Origin of the sequence: Synechococcus sp. Lug-A, from assembly GCF_024345655.1 — a bacterium.
Taxonomy (GTDB): Bacteria; Cyanobacteriota; Cyanobacteriia; order PCC-6307; family Cyanobiaceae; genus MW101C3.
This window is the reverse complement of record NZ_JAGQBN010000001.1, coordinates 23463-40446: the sequence shown is the minus strand read 5'-3', so window position 1 is coordinate 40446 and position 16984 is coordinate 23463. Positions and strand designations below refer to the sequence as shown.

At 65.2% G+C, this 16984-nt stretch carries 18 protein-coding genes and 1 tRNA gene; 16 read left to right on the top strand and 3 right to left on the bottom strand.

All coding sequences use genetic code 11. The features are described from left to right. Positions 1–4: 4 nt before the first annotated feature. Positions 5–2290 (bottom strand): molecular chaperone DnaK, encoded by a 2286-nt coding sequence (dnaK, locus tag KBY86_RS00220; protein WP_255139712.1) that lies wholly within the window; start codon positions 2288–2290, stop codon positions 5–7. A 257-nt stretch (positions 2291–2547) separates the two neighbouring features. On the opposite strand from dnaK, the gene pstC reads away from it, so the two are divergent. The 3 genes from pstC to pstB are packed head-to-tail and all read left to right on the top strand — an operon-like array spanning position 2548 to position 5267. Further along, positions 2548–3501: a phosphate ABC transporter permease subunit PstC gene (pstC, locus tag KBY86_RS00215; RefSeq protein ID WP_255139710.1), complete on the top strand. Its 954-nt coding sequence runs from the start codon at positions 2548–2550 to the stop codon at positions 3499–3501. A 5-nt stretch (positions 3502–3506) separates the two neighbouring features. After that, positions 3507–4397: a phosphate ABC transporter permease PstA gene (pstA, locus tag KBY86_RS00210; RefSeq protein WP_094510484.1), complete on the top strand. Its 891-nt coding sequence runs from the start codon at positions 3507–3509 to the stop codon at positions 4395–4397. Positions 4398–4457: 60 nt separating this feature from the next. Continuing rightward, positions 4458–5267 (top strand): phosphate ABC transporter ATP-binding protein PstB, encoded by an 810-nt coding sequence (pstB, locus tag KBY86_RS00205; protein WP_255139708.1) that lies wholly within the window; start codon positions 4458–4460, stop codon positions 5265–5267. Positions 5268–5478: 211 nt separating this feature from the next. On the opposite strand, the gene KBY86_RS00200 is transcribed toward pstB, so the two are convergent. Continuing rightward, positions 5479–5565, bottom strand: a tRNA-Ser gene (locus KBY86_RS00200). Positions 5566–5626: 61 nt separating this feature from the next. On the opposite strand from KBY86_RS00200, the gene KBY86_RS00195 reads away from it, so the two are divergent. From KBY86_RS00195 to KBY86_RS00150, 10 genes are all read left to right on the top strand, one after another. Further along, a complete protein-coding gene (locus tag KBY86_RS00195) occupies positions 5627–5995 on the top strand; it encodes a 2Fe-2S iron-sulfur cluster-binding protein (protein WP_255100902.1) in 369 nt (122 codons plus the stop codon). 52 nt (positions 5996–6047) lie between these two features. Beyond that, positions 6048–6950: an inositol monophosphatase family protein gene (locus KBY86_RS00190; protein WP_255139707.1), complete on the top strand. Its 903-nt coding sequence runs from the start codon at positions 6048–6050 to the stop codon at positions 6948–6950. A gap of 60 nt (positions 6951–7010) precedes the next feature. Further along, entirely contained in the window at positions 7011–8198 is a 1188-nt protein-coding gene (locus KBY86_RS00185) for an ATP phosphoribosyltransferase regulatory subunit (RefSeq protein WP_255139706.1), read from the top strand. 57 nt (positions 8199–8255) lie between these two features. Continuing rightward, positions 8256–8480, top strand: coding sequence for a ferredoxin family protein (locus KBY86_RS00180; protein WP_094510489.1), 225 nt, complete (start codon positions 8256–8258; stop codon positions 8478–8480). A 1-nt stretch (position 8481) separates the two neighbouring features. Further along, complete coding sequence (locus KBY86_RS00175) at positions 8482–9078, top strand: cytochrome b/b6 domain-containing protein (protein ID WP_255100904.1); 597 nt, start codon at positions 8482–8484, stop codon at positions 9076–9078. Positions 9079–9206: 128 nt separating this feature from the next. Next, positions 9207–9788, top strand: a complete 582-nt coding sequence (locus KBY86_RS00170) for a molybdopterin-dependent oxidoreductase (protein WP_255139705.1) — start codon at positions 9207–9209, stop codon at positions 9786–9788. A gap of 735 nt (positions 9789–10523) precedes the next feature. Then, positions 10524–12413 carry a molecular chaperone HtpG gene (gene htpG / locus KBY86_RS00165; protein WP_094510492.1) on the top strand — a complete coding sequence of 630 codons (1890 nt, stop codon included), beginning with the start codon at positions 10524–10526 and terminating at the stop codon, positions 12411–12413. 72 nt (positions 12414–12485) lie between these two features. Further along, the gene (rpmB, locus tag KBY86_RS00160) at positions 12486–12722 is read left to right on the top strand and encodes a 50S ribosomal protein L28 (protein WP_094510493.1); all 237 of its coding nucleotides are present in this window, start codon (positions 12486–12488) and stop codon (positions 12720–12722) included. Between the two features lie 19 nt (positions 12723–12741). Then, positions 12742–13314 (top strand): peroxiredoxin, encoded by a 573-nt coding sequence (locus tag KBY86_RS00155; RefSeq protein WP_255139704.1) that lies wholly within the window; start codon positions 12742–12744, stop codon positions 13312–13314. A gap of 200 nt (positions 13315–13514) precedes the next feature. After that, positions 13515–14324 carry a mechanosensitive ion channel family protein gene (locus KBY86_RS00150; protein WP_094510495.1) on the top strand — a complete coding sequence of 270 codons (810 nt, stop codon included), beginning with the start codon at positions 13515–13517 and terminating at the stop codon, positions 14322–14324. A 331-nt stretch (positions 14325–14655) separates the two neighbouring features. Here the strand turns inward: KBY86_RS00150 and csaB are convergent, their stop codons facing one another. After that, complete coding sequence (gene csaB / locus KBY86_RS00145; RefSeq protein ID WP_255139703.1) at positions 14656–15708, bottom strand: polysaccharide pyruvyl transferase CsaB; 1053 nt, start codon at positions 15706–15708, stop codon at positions 14656–14658. A gap of 137 nt (positions 15709–15845) precedes the next feature. On the opposite strand from csaB, the gene KBY86_RS00140 reads away from it, so the two are divergent. From KBY86_RS00140 to psaK, 3 genes are all read left to right on the top strand, one after another. Then, positions 15846–16145 (top strand): DUF2499 domain-containing protein, encoded by a 300-nt coding sequence (locus KBY86_RS00140; protein WP_255100908.1) that lies wholly within the window; start codon positions 15846–15848, stop codon positions 16143–16145. A 104-nt stretch (positions 16146–16249) separates the two neighbouring features. Continuing rightward, the gene (locus tag KBY86_RS00135) at positions 16250–16720 is read left to right on the top strand and encodes a DUF3593 domain-containing protein (RefSeq protein ID WP_315855820.1); all 471 of its coding nucleotides are present in this window, start codon (positions 16250–16252) and stop codon (positions 16718–16720) included. Further along, positions 16717–16974: a photosystem I reaction center subunit PsaK gene (gene psaK, locus KBY86_RS00130; RefSeq protein ID WP_094510498.1), complete on the top strand. Its 258-nt coding sequence runs from the start codon at positions 16717–16719 to the stop codon at positions 16972–16974. Before KBY86_RS00135 ends, psaK begins: the two co-directional genes overlap by 4 nt. The last annotated feature ends 10 nt before the right edge of the window (positions 16975–16984 follow it).

The window sequence follows — 16984 nt, the reverse complement described above, 5'->3', positions numbered from 1 at the left end:
GAGGTCAGTCCTCCGACCAGGGGTCATCGGCGGCCGCTCTGACGCGGCGGGGCGGCGGTGCCGACGGCTCCTCATCGCTGGAGGGGCGGTAGCGGTTGTCATCGGCGAAGCTCTGGCGACCGCGGCTGGAGAGGTTGCGAGGGCTGGCGTCGTCAGCTGCTTCGCCATCCACGTCGCTGTAGCGGGGCGTGCCGTAGCTGGTGGTGGGATAAGAGGAGGTGCCATAGCTGGGGGGGCTGTAGCTCGGCGGCTTGTAGGTCGGCGAGCCGTAGCTGGGCGGCCCATAGTCAGTTGGGCCATAGGCCGCCGGAGCGTCGTAGGCGCTGCGGTTCAGCGGTGCGGAGTCCCAGGCCTCACGGCGTGGGCGATCGCGGCCGCCCGGGCGGTCCCAGTCGTCATCGTCGTCGGCGAACAGATCATCCTTGAGGGAGCCGAGCGTGTTCTTGAGGCCTTGGAGCGGCCCGGCCTCGCTCTTGCGTTCACTCACCAGCCGCCGGTTGAGCCCATAGAGGGCCTCCTGCAGCTGGCTCACGGCCAGATCCAGTTCCACCGGATCGTCGCCACCCACCAGCATCTGCACATCGCGGAGCGCCATCTCCACCGATCGCTGCTGCCGCTCCGCCCCATAGGGCCCCAGCTCCAGCGCCGCATCGCGCAGCCGCCGCTCGGCCTGGGCCACCAGCGTCTGGGCGCGGTTGCGGCGGTCCACCTCGGCCCGCTTGCGCCGGTCTTCCACCGCCTTGCGTTCCGCCTCCTCCAGCAGGGCGTTGATCTCGTCCTCGCTGAGGTTCGAGCCCCCCTGGATGCTGACGCTCTGCTGCCGGCCGGTGGTGCGGTCGGTGGCCGACACCTGCAGCAGCCCGTTGGCATCGATGTCGAAGGACACCTGCACCTGAGGCACACCACGGGGAGCGGGGGGGATGCCGGAGAGGCGGAAGCGGCCCAGTGATTTGTTGTCGGCCGCCATCTGCCTCTCGCCCTGCACCACGTGCACCTCCACCGCCGACTGATTGGCCTCCGACGTGCTGAACACATCGGAGCGGCGCACCGGGATCGCGGTGTTGCGCGGAATCAGCACCTTCATCACACCGCCGATCGTTTCCAGTCCCAGCGAGAGGGGGGTGACGTCGTTGAGCATCAGGTCGCGCAGTTCACCGGTGAGGATGCCGGCCTGCACAGCCGCGCCGATGGCGACCACCTCATCGGGATTCACCGACTGGCAGGGCTCGCGCGGGATGAGGGTGCGCACCATGTCCTGCACCATCGGCATGCGGGTGGAGCCGCCCACCAGCACCACATCGTCGATCTCTTCGGCGGCCATGCCCGCATCCCGCAGGGCGCGCTGCACCGGCCGCAGCAGTCGGTCGAGCAGATCGGGGCAAAGCGCTTCGAACTGACGGCGCTCCAGCACCACCTCGATGTGCAGTGGTCCTTCCGGACCGGTGGCGATGAACGGCAGGGACACCGGGGTGCTCGCCACCCCGGAGAGCTCCTGCTTGGCCTTCTCGGCCGCCTCGGTGAGGCGCTGCAGTGCCTGTCTGTCGCGGCGCAGGTCGATGCCGTTGCTGCTCAGGAAGCCGTCGGCGAGCCAGTCGACGATGCGGCGGTCCCAGTCGTTGCCCCCCAACTGGGTGTCGCCGCTGGTGGATTTGACGTCGAAGACCCCATTGGCGATGCGCAGCAGTGAGACGTCAAAGGTTCCGCCGCCGAGGTCGAACACCAGCACCCGCTTCACCAGGCTGCGATCGAAGCCATAGGCCAGGGCCGCCGCCGTGGGCTCATTGAGAATGCGCTCCACCGTGAGCCCCGCCAGGCGGCCGGCGTCGCGGGTGGCCTGCCGCTGGGCATCGTTGAAATAAGCAGGAACGGTGATCACCGCCGCTTCCACCGGTTCGCCGAGATAGGTGGCGGCATCGTCCACCAGCTTGCGCAGGATGCAGGCCAGCAGCTCTTCGGGCGCGTATTCCCGCTCGGTGGCAGGGCAGACAGCCCGCACGTTGCCCTGGTCGTTGGCACGCACGGTGTAGGGCACGGCCAGGCTGTCGTCGTCGAGCTCGTCCCAGCTGCGGCCCACGAAACGCTTCAGGTTGGCGAAGGTGTTGCGGGGATTCAGCACCAGCTGGCGCCGGGCCGGTTGGCCCACCAGCAGCTCCTGGTCACGGTTGAAGCCCACCACCGATGGGGTGGTGCGTGTGCCCTCGGCATTGGCGATCACCTGGGGACGGCCGCCCTCCAGAACCGCCACCACCGAGTTGGTGGTGCCCAGATCGATGCCGACGATCCGACCCATTGAGCCTCAAACTGAAGGACCAAACTACCGGCTTCCCTGTCGGGCGGCCGCTGCAACGCCTCCCGCTGGCCAGGTTCAAGAGTGGGTCTCAGCCCAGGACCCCGAACCTCTCCAACCCCGCTGAAGGCCCACGGCCAGGCCCATCTGGGGTTGTCGTTAACGCCCTCTTAGTGGAATTCAAGCAGTGGTCGGCACTAGTTTTTGAGTGGACGCTGAACCATTGAGTTGAACCGACCGTCCTCCCGCGCCCACGATCAATGACATCTGCGCCCCACAAAGATCAATTCACGTTGCGGCGCAGGCCAGCGTCAGATCGCCTGATCGACAGTGGTTTTCGCAACCTCACGATCGTACTTGCCTCCTTTGTTGCGATTACCCTGCTGGCGATTTTCGTCACTGTTTTCCAGGGTGCTAGGGAGGCGATGCATGAGTTTGGCCTCTCTTTCCTGACCACCTCCAGCTGGAACCCCGTTGACAACGAATATGGGGCGTTCACGGCCATTTATGGCACTTTGGTGTCTTCGATCATGGCGCTGGTGATTGCCGTCCCGCTCGGGGTCGGTACCGCCATCTTCATCACTGAAAATCTCATTCCCCTGCGCTGGCGCGAGGTGATCGGGGTGATGGTGGAGCTGCTCGCCGCCATTCCCTCGGTGGTGCTGGGCTTGTGGGCCATCTTCGTGATGGAGCCGTTCGTGCGGCCCTTTCTGCAATTCATTTACGACACGCTGGGCTGGCTGCCGATCTTCAACTCTCCGCCCCAGGGGCCGGGCATGGCGCCGGCGATCATCATTCTGGTGGTGATGATTCTGCCGATCATCACGTCGATTTCACGGGACGCCCTCAACCAGGTTCCCACGGAACTGCGCCAGGGAGCCTATGGGGTGGGCAGCACAAGGTGGGTGGCGATTCTCAACGTCATCCTTCCGGCCGCAGTGTCTTCGATCATGGGCGGGATCATGCTCGCGCTCGGACGGGCCATGGGCGAAACCATGGCCGTCACCATGATCATCGGTAACTCGAACAATTTCAGTTTTTCCTTGCTGGCACCTGGCAACACCATCGCTTCGATGCTGGCCAACCAGTTTGGCGAAGCCGATGGGGTGCAGGTTTCGGCGCTTCTCTACGCCGCTTTGATTCTGATGGTGCTCACCTTGACGGTCAACATCATTGCGCAGTGGATCATCAAGAAACTCAGCCTTAAATACTGAATCCCATGACCACCGCCTTTCCTGCCGCTTCAAAGTCGCTTCGCTTCAACCCCTCCCTGAAGCGCAACCGGCTGGATCAATCTTTGACAGCCCTGGCTGGCTTGTTCAGCACCATTGCGGTGCTGCCCTTGGTGCTCGTTCTCCTCTATGTGTTGCTTCAGGGTGGACGCCTGATCAGCATCAGCCTGTTCACCCAGTTGCCGCCGGCACCGGGTCTGGAAGGAGGCGGCATCGGTAACGCCCTGATCGGCACCGTCACGGTGACGTTCATTGCCTCGCTGATCGCCATCCCGGTGGGTGTGGGTGGAGGGGTGTTCCTGGCCGAATACTCCAAGGGAGGCTGGTTTGCGCAGTTCATTCGCGTCGGCAACGACATTCTTGCCGGTGTTCCTTCGATCATCGCTGGTGTGTTCGTGTATGGCGCGATCGTGGCAACGCGGATCTTCTTCGGTCAGTCGTATTCAGCGGCGGCCGGCGGTATCGCTCTGGCGGTGCTGATGTTGCCGACGGTGATCAAAACCACCGATGAGGGTCTCAAGCTGGTTCCTCGCGAGCTCACCTGGGGGGCCATCGGCGTGGGCGCCTCCAAGTTCGTGACCGTCACCCGCATCACGCTGCCCAGTGCCTTCACGCCGATTGCCACCGGGGTGGTTCTGGCAATCGCCAGGGCGGCCGGTGAAACCGCACCGCTGATCTTCACAGCCCTCTTCTCTCCCTTCTGGCCGGAGGGCCTCTTCAACCCGATCGCCACCATGTCGGTGTTGATCTTCAACTTTGCGATCATGCCGTTCGAGGCTCAGAACGAACTGGCCTGGGCCGCTTCGTTCGTGCTTGTGGTGATGATCCTCGCGGCGAATCTCTTTGCCCGCTGGCTGCGCCGCTTCGCTTCCAAGTAAGCCGGCAGCGGCCCTTCCCTCCACCTCTCTTCGCCTTCGATCCCACCCCTCCTTGATCCCATGACCTCGACCCTGCAATCGACACCGGCTCCCAGCACCTGTCTGGCCCTTGAGGACGTCACGATCAGCTACGGCAGCTTCGAGGCGGTGCGGAACGTTCACATGGAGATTCCCGCTGGCAAGGTCACGGCCTTCATCGGACCCTCGGGTTGCGGCAAGTCCACCGTGTTGCGAGCCCTCAACCGCATGAACGATCTGATCGAGGGCTGTACGTTAAAGGGACGGGTGGTGTTCGACTCCCAGGACATCTATGCCAAGGAGGTGGATCCGGTGGAAGTGAGGCGGCGCATCGGCATGGTGTTCCAGAAGCCGAACCCCTTCCCCAAATCGATCTACGAAAACATCGCCTTCGGTGCCCGGATTAATGGCTACAAGGGCGACATGGATGAGCTGGTGGAGCGCTCCCTGCGCAAGGCCTTCATCTGGGATGAAACCAAGGACAAGCTCAAGGAGAGCGGCAATGCCCTTTCCGGCGGTCAGCAGCAGCGCCTGTGTATCGCGCGCGCAATTGCGGTGGAGCCTGAGGTGATCCTGATGGACGAACCCTGCTCAGCGCTTGACCCGATCTCCACTTTGAAGATCGAGGAGTTGATGCACGAGCTCAAAAAGTCCTTCTCGATCGTGATCGTCACCCACAACATGCAGCAGGCGGTTCGGGTCTCTGATCAGACCGCCTTCTTCAACGCTGAAGCCGTGGAAGGCGGCAGCGGCAAGGTGGGCTATCTGGTGGAGTTCAACGACACCGAGCGCATCTTCAACGCTCCGGTGCAACAGGCCACCCAGGACTATGTGACCGGCCGTTTCGGCTGATCAACACGCGGCTTCACTCCCTTGGTCTGCTGCCTGCACAGGCAGATTCACTCAATTGGTTCGCGGCCTACCCGGTCGCGAACTGATTGGTGATTTTCATTTGAAATGAATGGTCTGGTTCGAGCAGCGCCTGATCAGTTGTGCGCCGTTGGGCCTCTCCTCGCAGCTACAAAAAAAGACCGGCGCTAAGGCCGGTCTTGGTGAATCTGGACGGAGAGGGAGGGATTCGAACCCTCGATAGAGTTGCCCCTATACAGCATTTCCAGTGCTGCGCCTTCGACCACTCGGCCACCTCTCCAGCGGCTGTCATGGGGCAGGTGGCAATGTAGCAGCAGGCCGTTTGTGGTTCACGTCAGGCGATGACCAAGCGTTTTCCGATCACGGTGCACTGGCGCCAGCAGAACAGGGTGATCCGGCTGGATGTACCGGAGGGGGAGTACGTGCTGCGCAGCTTTGAGCAGCAGGGCCAGCCGCTGCCGTTCAGCTGCCGCAATGGCTGCTGCACGGCCTGCGCCGTGCGGGTGCTCTCGGGTGAGATCGATCAGCGCGAAGCGCTCGGCCTCTCGCAGGAGCTGCGCAAGCGCGGCTATGGCCTGCTCTGCGTGGCCCGCGCCACCGGTCCCCTGGAGGTGGAAACCCAGGATGAGGATGAGGTCTACGACCTGCAGTTCGGCCGCCACTTCGGACGTGGCCGCATTCGCCCCGGCCTGCCGATCGAAGAGGAGTGAGCCGCCAGCCATGCCCCTTCAGCCATAAACGCCCAGCCATGACTCCCCAGCCATGACCATCAGCCTCCAGCCACCGGCCGCCGGCCATCCCTGTCTTTCCCAGCAGGCTCTGCAGGCCTCGGGCCTCAGCGCTGGGGACCTGGAGCGTCTGGCCGGGGTGGCCCGCCGGGCTGCCGCCGCCGGTGGCGCCGAGCTCACGCGTCATTTCGGCAAGCTGCGCCAGATCCGGGAGAAGGGCCGCGCCGGGGATCTGGTCACCGAGGCCGACCTGGCGGCTGAGCAGGCGGTGCTCGCTGTGCTCGCCGCTGAGAGTGCCGGTGTGGCCGTGCTTGCGGAAGAGAGCGGCCACAGTGCCACCCGCTCCGACCTGGAGTGGTGCGTGGACCCGCTCGATGGCACCACCAACTTCGCCCACTCCTTCCCGCTGTTCGCCACCTCGGTGGGTCTCACCTGGCGGGGCACGCCGCTGCTGGGGGCAATCGAAGTGCCGGCTCTGGCGGAGCACTACTGGGCGGCGCCTGGCCTGGGCGCCTGGTGCAACGACCAGCCGATCCAGGTGAGCGGCTGCACCGAGCTCTCCGCCTCACTGCTTGTCACAGGCTTTGCCTACGACCGCACCACCCAACCCGACACCAACTACACCGAGTTCTGCTGGTTCACCCACCGCAGCCATGGGGTGCGCCGCGGCGGGGCTGCCGCCGTGGATCTGGCCTTCGTGGCGGCCGGCCGACTCGATGGTTACTGGGAGCGCGGCCTTTCCCCGTGGGATCTGGCCGCCGGCGTGGTGCTGGTGGAGCAGGCGGGAGGCATCGTCAGTGCCTACGACGGCACGCCGTTGGTGCTGGCCGACGGGCGGCTGATCGCCACCACCCCCGGCCTGCATCGCGCCCTGATGGATGGGTTGGCCCAGTGCCGGCCGTTGCCAGGCGCGTTGTTCGGCGCTCCCGAGCTCTGAGCGGGCCCCACACCGCTCCATAGGATCCAGCCGCTCCCCTTCACTTTCCTCTGATTTCCCATGGCCCTGCAACCCGCCGCCGGCGCCAGGGATCTCAATCCCGTCCAGGTGGGCGGCAACCGGCGCCTGCGCGAGCGCCTGGCGGAGGTCTATCGGCTCTGGGGTTACCAGGAGGTGGCGCCCCCGTCGGTGGAACGGCTCGACACGCTGCAGGCCGGTGGCGGCATCGCTGAGCAGGACGTGGTGCGCCTGGCGGCGGAAGAACCGCTGGGCCTGCGGCCTGAGTTCACGGCCTCAATCGCCCGGGCGGCCTCCACCCGCATGGCTGCGCGCCCACGGCCGCTGCGCCTCTGGGCGGAAGGGCCCACCTTCCGCGCCCTCGTGGGTGATGCGGGCGGGCAACGCATCAGTGAGCAACTGCAGAGCGGTGTGGAGCTGCTCGGGGTGCCCACGGCCTCCGCCGATGTGGAGCTGATCCGCCTGCTGCTGGCCTGCACCGAAACGATCGGGTTGGAGCCCAGCCATGAACCCCAGCTGCTGGTGGGCCACCACGGGCTGCTCAGCACCTTGCTCGAACGCTTGCCTTCCCAGCACCGCACTGCCTGTCGCCGTGCCCTCACGGGCTTCGATCCGCTGGCCCTGGCTGCCATTCCGCTGGAGCCTGCGGAACAGGCGCAGCTGCAGGCCCTGCTGCGCCTGCGCGGCGAACCGGCCTGGGTGCTGAAGGAACTGGAGCGGCACCTGGGGTCCAGCCCACTGCTGACGGAGCTGGCCACCACGCTGGAGCTGGTGCGCCCAGCGGCCGAGCGCCTTGGGGTGCAACTGCAGCTGGATCCCAGCTTCCAGCCCCACTTCGATCTCTACGACGGCATCGTGCTCAAGCTGGTGTGTCGCGGTGCGGCGGCACCGGTGGATGTGGCCAGCGGCGGCCGCTACGACGCCCTGGTGGGTCGCTTCTGCGCCGATGCGGCCCTGGCCGCCGGTGTGGGTTTCGCCTTTTCGATCGAAGACATCCGCGAGCTGCTCAACGGCACCCCCGGCAACAAGGAAGCGACCAGGCTGGCGGAGCGCCCGCTGCTGGTGGCCTACAGCCACCCCGACAGACTCGCTTCTGCCCTGGAACGGCTCGATCAGCTCCATGCTCAGGGCCGCGCTGCCGAGCTGCTGCCGGAGCCGCTCGGCTCGCACGCTGAGGCGGAGGCGGTCGCCTTCAGCCGCGACAGCCAAGGGCTGGAGTGGCTTGGCTGAGCCGGAGCAGGGCCTGGCGGATTTCTAGGATCGCGCCACGCTTGCGCCCGCCCCGTCATGGCCCACACGATCCTCACCGATGTCTGCGAGGGCGTGGCCGATTGCGTGGATGCCTGTCCCGTGGCCTGCATCAAGCCGGGCTCGGGAGCCAACAGCAAAGGCACCCCCTTTTACTGGATCGAATTCGACACCTGCATCGACTGCGGCATCTGCCTGCAGGTGTGCCCGGTGGAGGGGGCGATCGTGCCGGAGGAGCGGCCGGCCGAGCAGCGTCGCAGCTGAGGTGTCACCCTCCCGCCATCGGCATCCGCTCTGGACGCGGGCCTTCCACGGGTTCAACCTGGTGGTGTTTCTGGTGATGGCTGCCAGCGGTCTGCAGATTTACAACGCCCATCCCGTGTTCGGTGGTCGTGGCGGCGCCACAGTGCCGGAGCTGTTCACCCTGGGCGGTTGGCTGGCCGGCGGCCGCGACTGGCACTTCGGCTTCATGGGCCTCTGCGCCTTGAACCTTGGACTCTGGATCGCCCTGCTGATCCAGCGGCGCCGCGACCGGCTGGCGCAGAGCAGCGATCTGGCCACGCTGAACGCGAGTTCGAATCTGGCCAGGCGACGCCTGGCGGCGCATCGCCTGATCTACACCTTGATGCTTGTTCTGCTGGCCTTTGCGCTGATGACGGGCCTGGCGATGTACAAGCCGGCTCAGTTCTGGTGGCTGTCGGGCCTGTTCAGCTTCGGGGAACTGTTCGGTGCCACCAGCTGGCACACCTTGCGTGTGGCTCACCTGGCCACGATTCCCGCCATCGCTATCCTCACCCTGGCCCATGCCACCCTCTCCTGGCGCGTCGGAGGATGGCGGCTCTGGCGCTCCATGCTCGCTTGACACCGCAGAGCCCCTGGCTGACCCGCCGGCAATTGCTAGGCCTGGGTTACAGCGGTGGGGCTCCTTTGCTGCTGGGCGGGTGCGCTCTCAATCGCTTCAGCGAACAGGTGGGAAAGGCTACGCAGCCGTTGAACGAGCGTCTTGAAGCGTTGCTGCAGGGGAAGGGCAAGGTGCCCGAGTTTCGCCGGGATCAGGTGGATCCTGCGGCGCTGCTGGTGAACAGCTTCAACGGTGTGCCGCGGCTGGATCCTGCGCGCTACCGGTTGCGCGTGGATGGGCTGGTGCGCCAGCCGCTGCAGTTGAATCTGGCCGATCTGGCCGCTCTGCCCCAGCACGAGATCACCATCCGCCATGTGTGCGTGGAGGGTTGGGCGGCAATCGTGTGCTGGTCGGGGGTGCGCCTCGCCGATGTGCTGGCACTGGCTGGATTTTCCAGCCTGGGCGGCTACGTGGCGATCGAATCCGCCGATCAGTTCTTCACCACCTGGGACATCGCCTCGGCTCTGCATCCCCAGACCCTGCTGGCCACCGGCATGAACGGTGCGCCGCTGCCGGTGGCCAATGGTGCCCCCCTGCGCCTCGCCTCGCCGATCAAGCTGGGCTACAAGCTCAGTAAATGGGTCTTGGGGCTTGAGGTGATCAGCTCACTCGACCCGTTGCGGCGTGGCACCTGGGAAGACAACGGCTACGAGTGGTTTGCCGGGCTTTGAGCGGAATGGAGCAACGAACTCCGCCCTCATGCGCCGAGGTGTGTATTCCCACCAGGGCATTCAGCATCCGCTCAGAGCGATGCCTGAGCTGCTGACTGGGCTGTTGCTGTTGAGTGCGTGGCCACAACGTGTGGTTGGAGCTAAAGACGGCTGATGCACCAACGACTGGCTATGGACCGGATCCGTCGGCAGCGAAAGAGTCTTCATCAGCTTGCCATCTGTCCGGACCATCCATGCTCCTATCCGCAGGGATGTTGCTCTGTATCCCTCCAGATGGCTCGATGCTCCGCGTAAGGCTCCGCGCTCATCCCATGCCAGGCAAGAAGGAATCAGATCCCCGTTGGCTTGTGGCCGGTGAAAGCAATCTCAGCGCTGACGAATATCCCCCCTTGCAAGGTCCATCCGGCTGCCCACTTCATCCGTTCAGATGGCCATCGCAGGCGGCTGACCATCCCTGCTCCAAAGCGTCGCCTGGTGCTGCTTGGCTCCGCATGGCAGAGCAACCGGCAGGCCGCCACAGCGTGCCCAAGGGGTAGGCGCAAGCACCCATGCAAGGCGCGGCCAGGACCTGGACCTGCACTGGTGTCTCCCCTTCCATGCGCTTGGCACGCGTCAATGGCGCCCGCGCCGCCCGCGATGCCCTTGCCACCACACCAGGGGTTCGGAGACCCCTCCCTGCCACGGCTTGAGCCCGTCCAGGGGGATCCCTAAGGTCGCGTCAGTGACTCAACTGCCATGACGGTGCTGGAACAGGGCCAGATTCAGATCCACACCGAGAACATCTTCCCGATCATCAAGAAGGCCGTGTATTCCGGCCATGAGGTGTTCCTGCGGGAGCTGGTGAGCAATGGGGTGGATGCCATCAGCAAGCGCCGCATGGCAGCGATGGCTGGAGATTGCAGCGAGGGTGAGGAAGGCCGGATTCAGATCCGCATCGATCGCGAAGCCAAGACCCTCACCATCAGCGACAACGGCATCGGCATGACGGCCGATGAGGTGAAGCGCTACATCAACCAGGTGGCCTTCTCCAGCGCCGAGGAGTTCCTGGAGAAATACAAACGGGAAGACGACGCCATCATCGGCCATTTTGGCCTTGGCTTCTACTCCAGCTTCATGGTGGCGGCAAAGGTGGAGCTGGTGAGCCTGAGCGCACGCCCCGAATCCGAGGCTGTGCGCTGGAGCTGCGACGGCTCCCCCAACTTCAGCCTCGAATCGGGCGACCGCGCCGAGCCTGGCACCGATGTGATCCTGCACCTGCAGGAGGAGGAGATGGAGTACATCGAGCCATCCCGCATTCGCTCGCTGATTACCACCTACTGCGATTTCCTGCCGGTGGAAGTGCAGTTGGAAGGCGAAACGGTCAACAAGCGGCAGGCACCGTGGCGCCAGAGCGCCCGCGACCTCACCGAGAACGACTACATCGAGCTCTACCGCTATCTCTACCCCTTCCAGGGTGATCCCCTGCTCTGGGTTCACCTCAACACCGACTACCCCTACAACCTTCAAGGCATTCTCTACTTCCCCAAACTCACAGGCCGGGGCGATTGGGAGAAAGGCGAAATTCGCCTTTACTGCAACCAGGTGTTCGTCAGCGATTCGATCAAAGAGGTGGTGCCCCGCTACCTGCTGCCGCTGCGCGGCGTGATCGACTCTCCCGACATCCCCCTCAACGTCAGCCGCTCCGCTCTGCAGACCGACCGGCGCGTGCGCTCGATCGGTGGCTTTGTGGCCAAGAAGGTGGGTGACCGGCTCAAGCAGCTCCAGAAGGACGAACCGACCCGCTACGCCGAGATCTGGGAGGGCATCGCTCCTTTCATCAAGATCGGCGCCATGGAAGACGACAAGTTCGCCGAGCAGGTGGCCGATCTGGTGCTGTTCGGCACCACGGCCGCTGCCGCCGACCCCGAGCCGATCGCCGTGGGCGGTAAGGCGTTCACCACCCTCGCCGCCTACCGCAGCCGGCTGGCTCCTGAGAACGACAAGCGCATCCTCTATTGCACCGATGAGGCCGGCCAGGCCGGAGCGCTGGCCCTGTGGCAGAGCCAGGGCGCCGAGGTGCTCCTGGCCGATGCCCTGATCGATGCCCAGTTCATCCCCTGGCTGGAGGCACGCCACGAGGAGCTCACCTTCAACCGCGTTGACGCCGAACTCGACGACAGCCTCCAGGAGAAGGAGAGCGAGCTCACCGATTCCCAGGGGAAGGACAGCTCCGAGCAGCTGCGCAGTCTGTTCAAGCAGGCCCTCGCCAACGACAAGGTGACCATTCAGGTGCAGGCCCTCAAGGGGGACAACGCCCCAGCGGCCTTGATCCTGTTGCCGGAGCAGATGCGGCGCATCAATGACATGGGCGCCTTCATGGAGCAACGTCTGCCCGGCCTGCCCGACCACCACGTGTTGCTGATCAACCGCCGCCATGCCCTGGTGGAGGGGCTGCTCAAGCTGTCCGCCGGCGCCGTGATCACCGGTGGCGGCAGCTCCCCCAGCCAGCAGCTCGCCGACGACCTCAGCCGTCACATCTACGAGCTGGCCCGCCTTTCGGTGGGAGGCCTTGAACCCAACGAGCTGGCGGGCTTCCAGCAGCGCAGCTCCAACCTGATGGGTCGCCTCATGGAGAGGGGCCTCTGAGGCCTCGCCTCCCCTTTGCTAGATTCGCCCCTTCGGGCCTGGCCCGTTTGTCATTTTCAGCAGCTGAACGTCATGTCCCGGGTTTGCCAACTCACCGGTAAGCGTGCCAACAACGGCATGGCGGTCAGCCATTCCCACGTGCGCACCAAGAAGCTCCAGCAGGTGAATCTGCAGGAGCGTCGCCTGTGGTGGGCTGAAGGCAACCGATGGGTGAAGCTGCGCGTGGCCACCCGCACCCTTCGCACCATCCAGAAGAAGGGTCTGGGCGCCTACGCCCGCGAACTGGGCATCAACCTGGCCAAAATCTGAGCCGGTACGTTCCGGTTCGGTGAAGCGTCGACGACTCCTCCAGGGTTCCGCCCTGTTTGTATCCGCATGGCTGGCCCGACCGCGTGCGGCCACAGCGATGGGTGGAACCCTTCCGGAGCTCGACCGTCCAGCTCCTTCGTTTCGTTTGCCGGCCTTCACGGCCGATCAGCTGGAACCCACCACCCTCGGGCTTGAAGATTTCCGCGGCCGCTGGCTCGCGCTCTACTTCTATCCCAAGGATTTCACCGGCGGTTGCACGCTGGAAGCGAGAGGCTTTCAGAACGATCTGGCCCGCTTCCACAGCCTTCAGGCTGAGGTGGTGGGCATCAGCGCCGATGCACTCGATGATCACGCCGCCTTCTGCGACAGCGAGGGACTGGCCTTTCCGCTGCTTTCCGACCCCGGCGGCAAGGTGAGCCAGCGTTACGGCTCCTGGCTGCCGCCCTTTTCCCAGCGTCACACGTTCCTGATCGATCCTGAAGGGATACTGCGGACCCGCTGGGTGGCCGTGCGGCCCAGCGGCCACAGCAAGGAAGTGCTTGATGAACTCGAGCGCCTTCGCGGGCTATCCAGCGGTTCGCTTACCACCTGATGGCGGGGGGGACCTGCTGAACTTGCGGCAGCGAGCATGGGGTGAGCGTTCTGCTGCGTGCATCTGGTGAGAGGGACGCAGAGTGCCTCTGCTGCACCCTGCACGTCGTACGTTCCATCCCGCCGTGCCAAGACCTCAACATTCGGTTGACGTGAGGCTCAGGAAACAGCAGCGTTCTGCTGCACCCCGATTCTCTCTCCGTGCCTGAGAGCCTCGCCCTGATCACTGCGATCGTCGTTCCGTTCATCTTCAAGCTGGTGGGCGCTGTTGCCCTCTGGATTGCCGGCGGCTGGCTCATCACCCTGGCCGTGCGCCTGTTGCGCAGCTCTCTGCGCCACAGCAGCCTCGACGCGACGGTGGTGTCTTACCTGCTCAACATCCTCGCGGCAGTGCTGCGGGTGATCCTGGTGGTGGCCATCCTTGGCTTCTTCGGCATTGAAACGGCCAGCTTCGCCGCCCTGCTGGCCGGTGCAGGCGTGGCCATCGGCGCGGCCTGGAGCGGCATGCTGGGCAATTTCGCCGCCGGGGTGTTCCTGCAGGTCTTCCGCCCCTTCAGCGTGGGCGATTTCATCACTGCCGCCGGCGTCACCGGCACCGTGGAGGAAATCGGCATGTTCGTGAGCTCGGTGCTCTCTCCCGATAATGTCCGCAATATCATTCCCAACGGCAAGCTCTTCAGCGACAACATCCAGAACTATTCCGTGCATCCGTTCCGGCGGGTGGAACTGGTGGCCCAGCTCGACAACAGCGCCGATGTGGCCCGTGCCGTGGCCCTGCTCAAGGAGGGCATCAAGAGCGTTCCCAACCAGTACGACGGCATGCCGGCAGATGTGGAGGTGCTGGAGTTCACCGAGCGCGGCCCGAAACTTGCCGTTCGCCCTTACACCCATACGGACAACTACTGGCAGGTCTACTTCGACACCAACCGCATGATCGTGGATGTGCTGGGCAGCAATGGCTTCCCGGTGCCCCGCATCCCGCTGGCGATGGCCGCTCCTGCCAGCAACTAGAAGGCTGCGGTCACTGGCCGCTGACCACCCTCCGCGGCCAGGTTCACGGCTTGTCGAAGAAGCCGAGCGTGCTCAGCCAGTAGGCCATCGCCCCCAGCGGGATCAGCACGCTGAGCAGGATCTGCAGTTTCACGCGGTCCATCGGAGAGGGGCAAAGGTCACCGGCTTGCCAGTCAAACCACTCGCCAAGCCGGCCGCGAGCCACAGACGGCAAACAGCTGTGCTTCGAGCCGGATCCTGCCAACAATTCCGTTGCCAGCCGGATGTGGCAGCACTTCTGATGCGTGCCGCGGGGCCGTCGTCCTTCGGTTCTGCGAGCCGAAGCCGGTGGTCAGCCCAGCTGCTGATGCAGCAACGCAGCGTGAACTGCCGTTTGCTGGCGCAACTGCTCAATGGTGGCTCCTGCCGGGGGAATCTCGGCAGCGCTCAGCCAGCTCTGCGCCAGGGGTCCTGCCTGGTGCGCCGCCAGGGCCGTTGCTTCCAGATCGATGCAGGGGCAGGCGAGAGCATCAGCGGCCCTCCTCACCTTGGGGTCGTAGCTGAGTGCTGCGCAGGGGGCTCCTGCCAGGGCCGCCAGGATCAGGCCATGCAGCCGCATCGACACCACCAGCGCGGCCCCATGGAACTGCTCGCAGGCCTCCTCTGGAGTCCTCACCTGCAGCTCCCGGCTGCGGGCCTCAAGCCCCTGCGGCAACAGGCTCCTCTCCTTCAACTCCTGCAGCAAGCCCGTGTCCTGCTCCCGGTGGAAGGGCAGCCAGTGCACCGGCCGGTCCAGGCGGCGCGCCACCTGGTCAAGGGCCTGCAGCAGCACGGCCCAGCCGCTGTCATTGAGCAGCCTGGTGGGGCGCCAGCAGAGCACGATCGGTCCGCCCGGCCCCTGCCAGCACTGAGCCGGCAACGACCACACCGGATCACTACCCACTGGCGCCTGCACGCCCCACTCAGCAGCCAGGGCCGCTGAACCGGCATCCCGCCAGGTGATCCCCTGCACCAGAGGCAGCAGGCGCTGCACCAGCAGGCGGCTGCGGCGGCGGCGCAGTGGGCCCAGCCCCTGTCCCCAAAGCAGCACCGGCAGGCCAGCCAGGCGCGCCCGCAGGATCAGTCCCGTGTAATAGATCAGGCTGCCGAAGCTGGTGACGTCCTGCAGCAGGCTGCCGCCACCCAGCACCAGCGCATCGCAGCCACCCAGGGCCTGCAACACCGACGCCAGGCGCCGACGGTCTACGGTGCGCACCCCGAAGCAGCGCTCCACCTCCTCGCGATCGAATGCGGTCACGAGTGGATCGCATCCCGCTGGCAGCTGCGCCAGCAAGGCGGTGAGCAGGGCGTCGTCGCCGAGGTTGTGCTCGCCGTAGTAGCCGCAGAGCAGGGGACGGTTCGGCATCAGGGGGTCGGCATCAGTCGGGCTGCCAGTGACGTGGCAGGCAGGGGCGCGGCAGGCAGGGGCGAGATCGAAACTGCCAACGCTGGCATGGTCGCAGCGGGCTCCTTCATGATGAGGCCACTCAAGCGGACGCTCCGATGCACGCGCTCTCGCTGCCCACCTGGTGGATCCACATCGCCTCGGTGCTGGAGTGGATGCTCGCCATCGCAGCGATCGTGCGCTGGGGGGAACGGCGCCATGAACCGCAGTGGCGCTGGCTGGCCCTGGCCATGCTGCCTGCGCTTGTGAGCGCCATGGCGGCCTGCACCTGGCACCTGTTCGACAACACCGAAGCTCTGCGTGGCCTGGTGGTGTTTCAGGCCTTCACCACCTTGGTCGGCAACATCGCACTGGCGGTAGCTGGCTGGCAGTTGCTGCCGTCTCCGCGTCAGGCCTGACGGAGATCATGCCGCTTCTTGTCATTCCGTTGTCTGTCATCGCTCTGCTCACTGCCCCCCTCCACTCCATCAATCAGCTTGCTGCCCCTTTCCATGCGTTCGTCATGGCCACCAGCGCTGCAGGCAGCTCCGGTCTGAGCGGGGCCGTTGGCGCTGTTCAGGATGGATGGCGCCACGGCCTCTGGTTGCTGCAACCGCTGGCAGCTGTGGATCCTGCGCCCCTGTTCGTGCTCTCTTTGCTGCCCTACCTGGCCTTCCTTCGCTGGGCCGGGCGCAGCGGCCGCTTCCCGCCGCTGGCCTTGCGAGGCTTTCAGTTCACGCTGGTGTTCGTGGCCGTCACGATCGTGGCCGCGGTGGTGGCAGAACTCCGTTTTGGCCAGCAGCTGGCGGATGTGGACCCCTTGCATGGCGCTGCCGAGGCCTTCCTCACCGTGGCCAATCTGATGGTGTTGCTGGGTTTCAGCACCGCCTCCGCGGACGGCCCACCGCCTCAGGGCCATGAACAAGTTTTACGCCCGGGTGAGGATGGAGTGGTTCACCCGGAAGATGGGGCGTCGGTTTCAGATCCAAGATGATCGCTCCGCTCCTCGCGCTTGCCCCCGCTTCGATTTCCTGGTCACCGAAAGTGGCTCTGGTGATGATTGTCTGCAATGTGATTGCCATCGGCATCGGCAAGGCCACCATCAAGTACCCCTCCGAAGGCGCCCAGCTGCCCAGCCCGCAGTTCTTCGGCGGCCTGAGCCATGCCTCCCTGCTGGCCACCACCAGCCTGGGCCACATCTTCGGCATCGGCGCCATTCAGGGCCTGGCCTCCCGGGGTGTGCTCTGAGTTCAAGGGC

What these genes read in the sequence shown, in the direction of transcription:
- htpG (WP_094510492.1), top strand. Translation starts at nt 10,524, where the DNA reads ATGACGGTGCTGGAACAGGGCCAGATTCAGATCCACACCGAGAACATC.
- KBY86_RS00180 (WP_094510489.1), top strand. Translation starts at nt 8,256, where the DNA reads ATGGCCCACACGATCCTCACCGATGTCTGCGAGGGCGTGGCCGATTGC.
- pstB (WP_255139708.1), top strand. Translation starts at nt 4,458, where the DNA reads ATGACCTCGACCCTGCAATCGACACCGGCTCCCAGCACCTGTCTGGCC.
- psaK (WP_094510498.1), top strand. Translation starts at nt 16,717, where the DNA reads ATGATCGCTCCGCTCCTCGCGCTTGCCCCCGCTTCGATTTCCTGGTCA.
- KBY86_RS00135 (WP_315855820.1), top strand. Translation starts at nt 16,250, where the DNA reads ATGGCCACCAGCGCTGCAGGCAGCTCCGGTCTGAGCGGGGCCGTTGGC.
- pstA (WP_094510484.1), top strand. Translation starts at nt 3,507, where the DNA reads ATGACCACCGCCTTTCCTGCCGCTTCAAAGTCGCTTCGCTTCAACCCC.
- csaB (WP_255139703.1), bottom strand. Translation starts at nt 15,708, where the DNA reads ATGCCGAACCGTCCCCTGCTCTGCGGCTACTACGGCGAGCACAACCTC.
- pstC (WP_255139710.1), top strand. Translation starts at nt 2,548, where the DNA reads ATGACATCTGCGCCCCACAAAGATCAATTCACGTTGCGGCGCAGGCCA.
- KBY86_RS00140 (WP_255100908.1), top strand. Translation starts at nt 15,846, where the DNA reads ATGCACGCGCTCTCGCTGCCCACCTGGTGGATCCACATCGCCTCGGTG.
- KBY86_RS00190 (WP_255139707.1), top strand. Translation starts at nt 6,048, where the DNA reads ATGACCATCAGCCTCCAGCCACCGGCCGCCGGCCATCCCTGTCTTTCC.
- dnaK (WP_255139712.1), bottom strand. Translation starts at nt 2,290, where the DNA reads ATGGGTCGGATCGTCGGCATCGATCTGGGCACCACCAACTCGGTGGTG.
- rpmB (WP_094510493.1), top strand. Translation starts at nt 12,486, where the DNA reads ATGTCCCGGGTTTGCCAACTCACCGGTAAGCGTGCCAACAACGGCATG.
- KBY86_RS00195 (WP_255100902.1), top strand. Translation starts at nt 5,627, where the DNA reads ATGACCAAGCGTTTTCCGATCACGGTGCACTGGCGCCAGCAGAACAGG.
- KBY86_RS00185 (WP_255139706.1), top strand. Translation starts at nt 7,011, where the DNA reads ATGGCCCTGCAACCCGCCGCCGGCGCCAGGGATCTCAATCCCGTCCAG.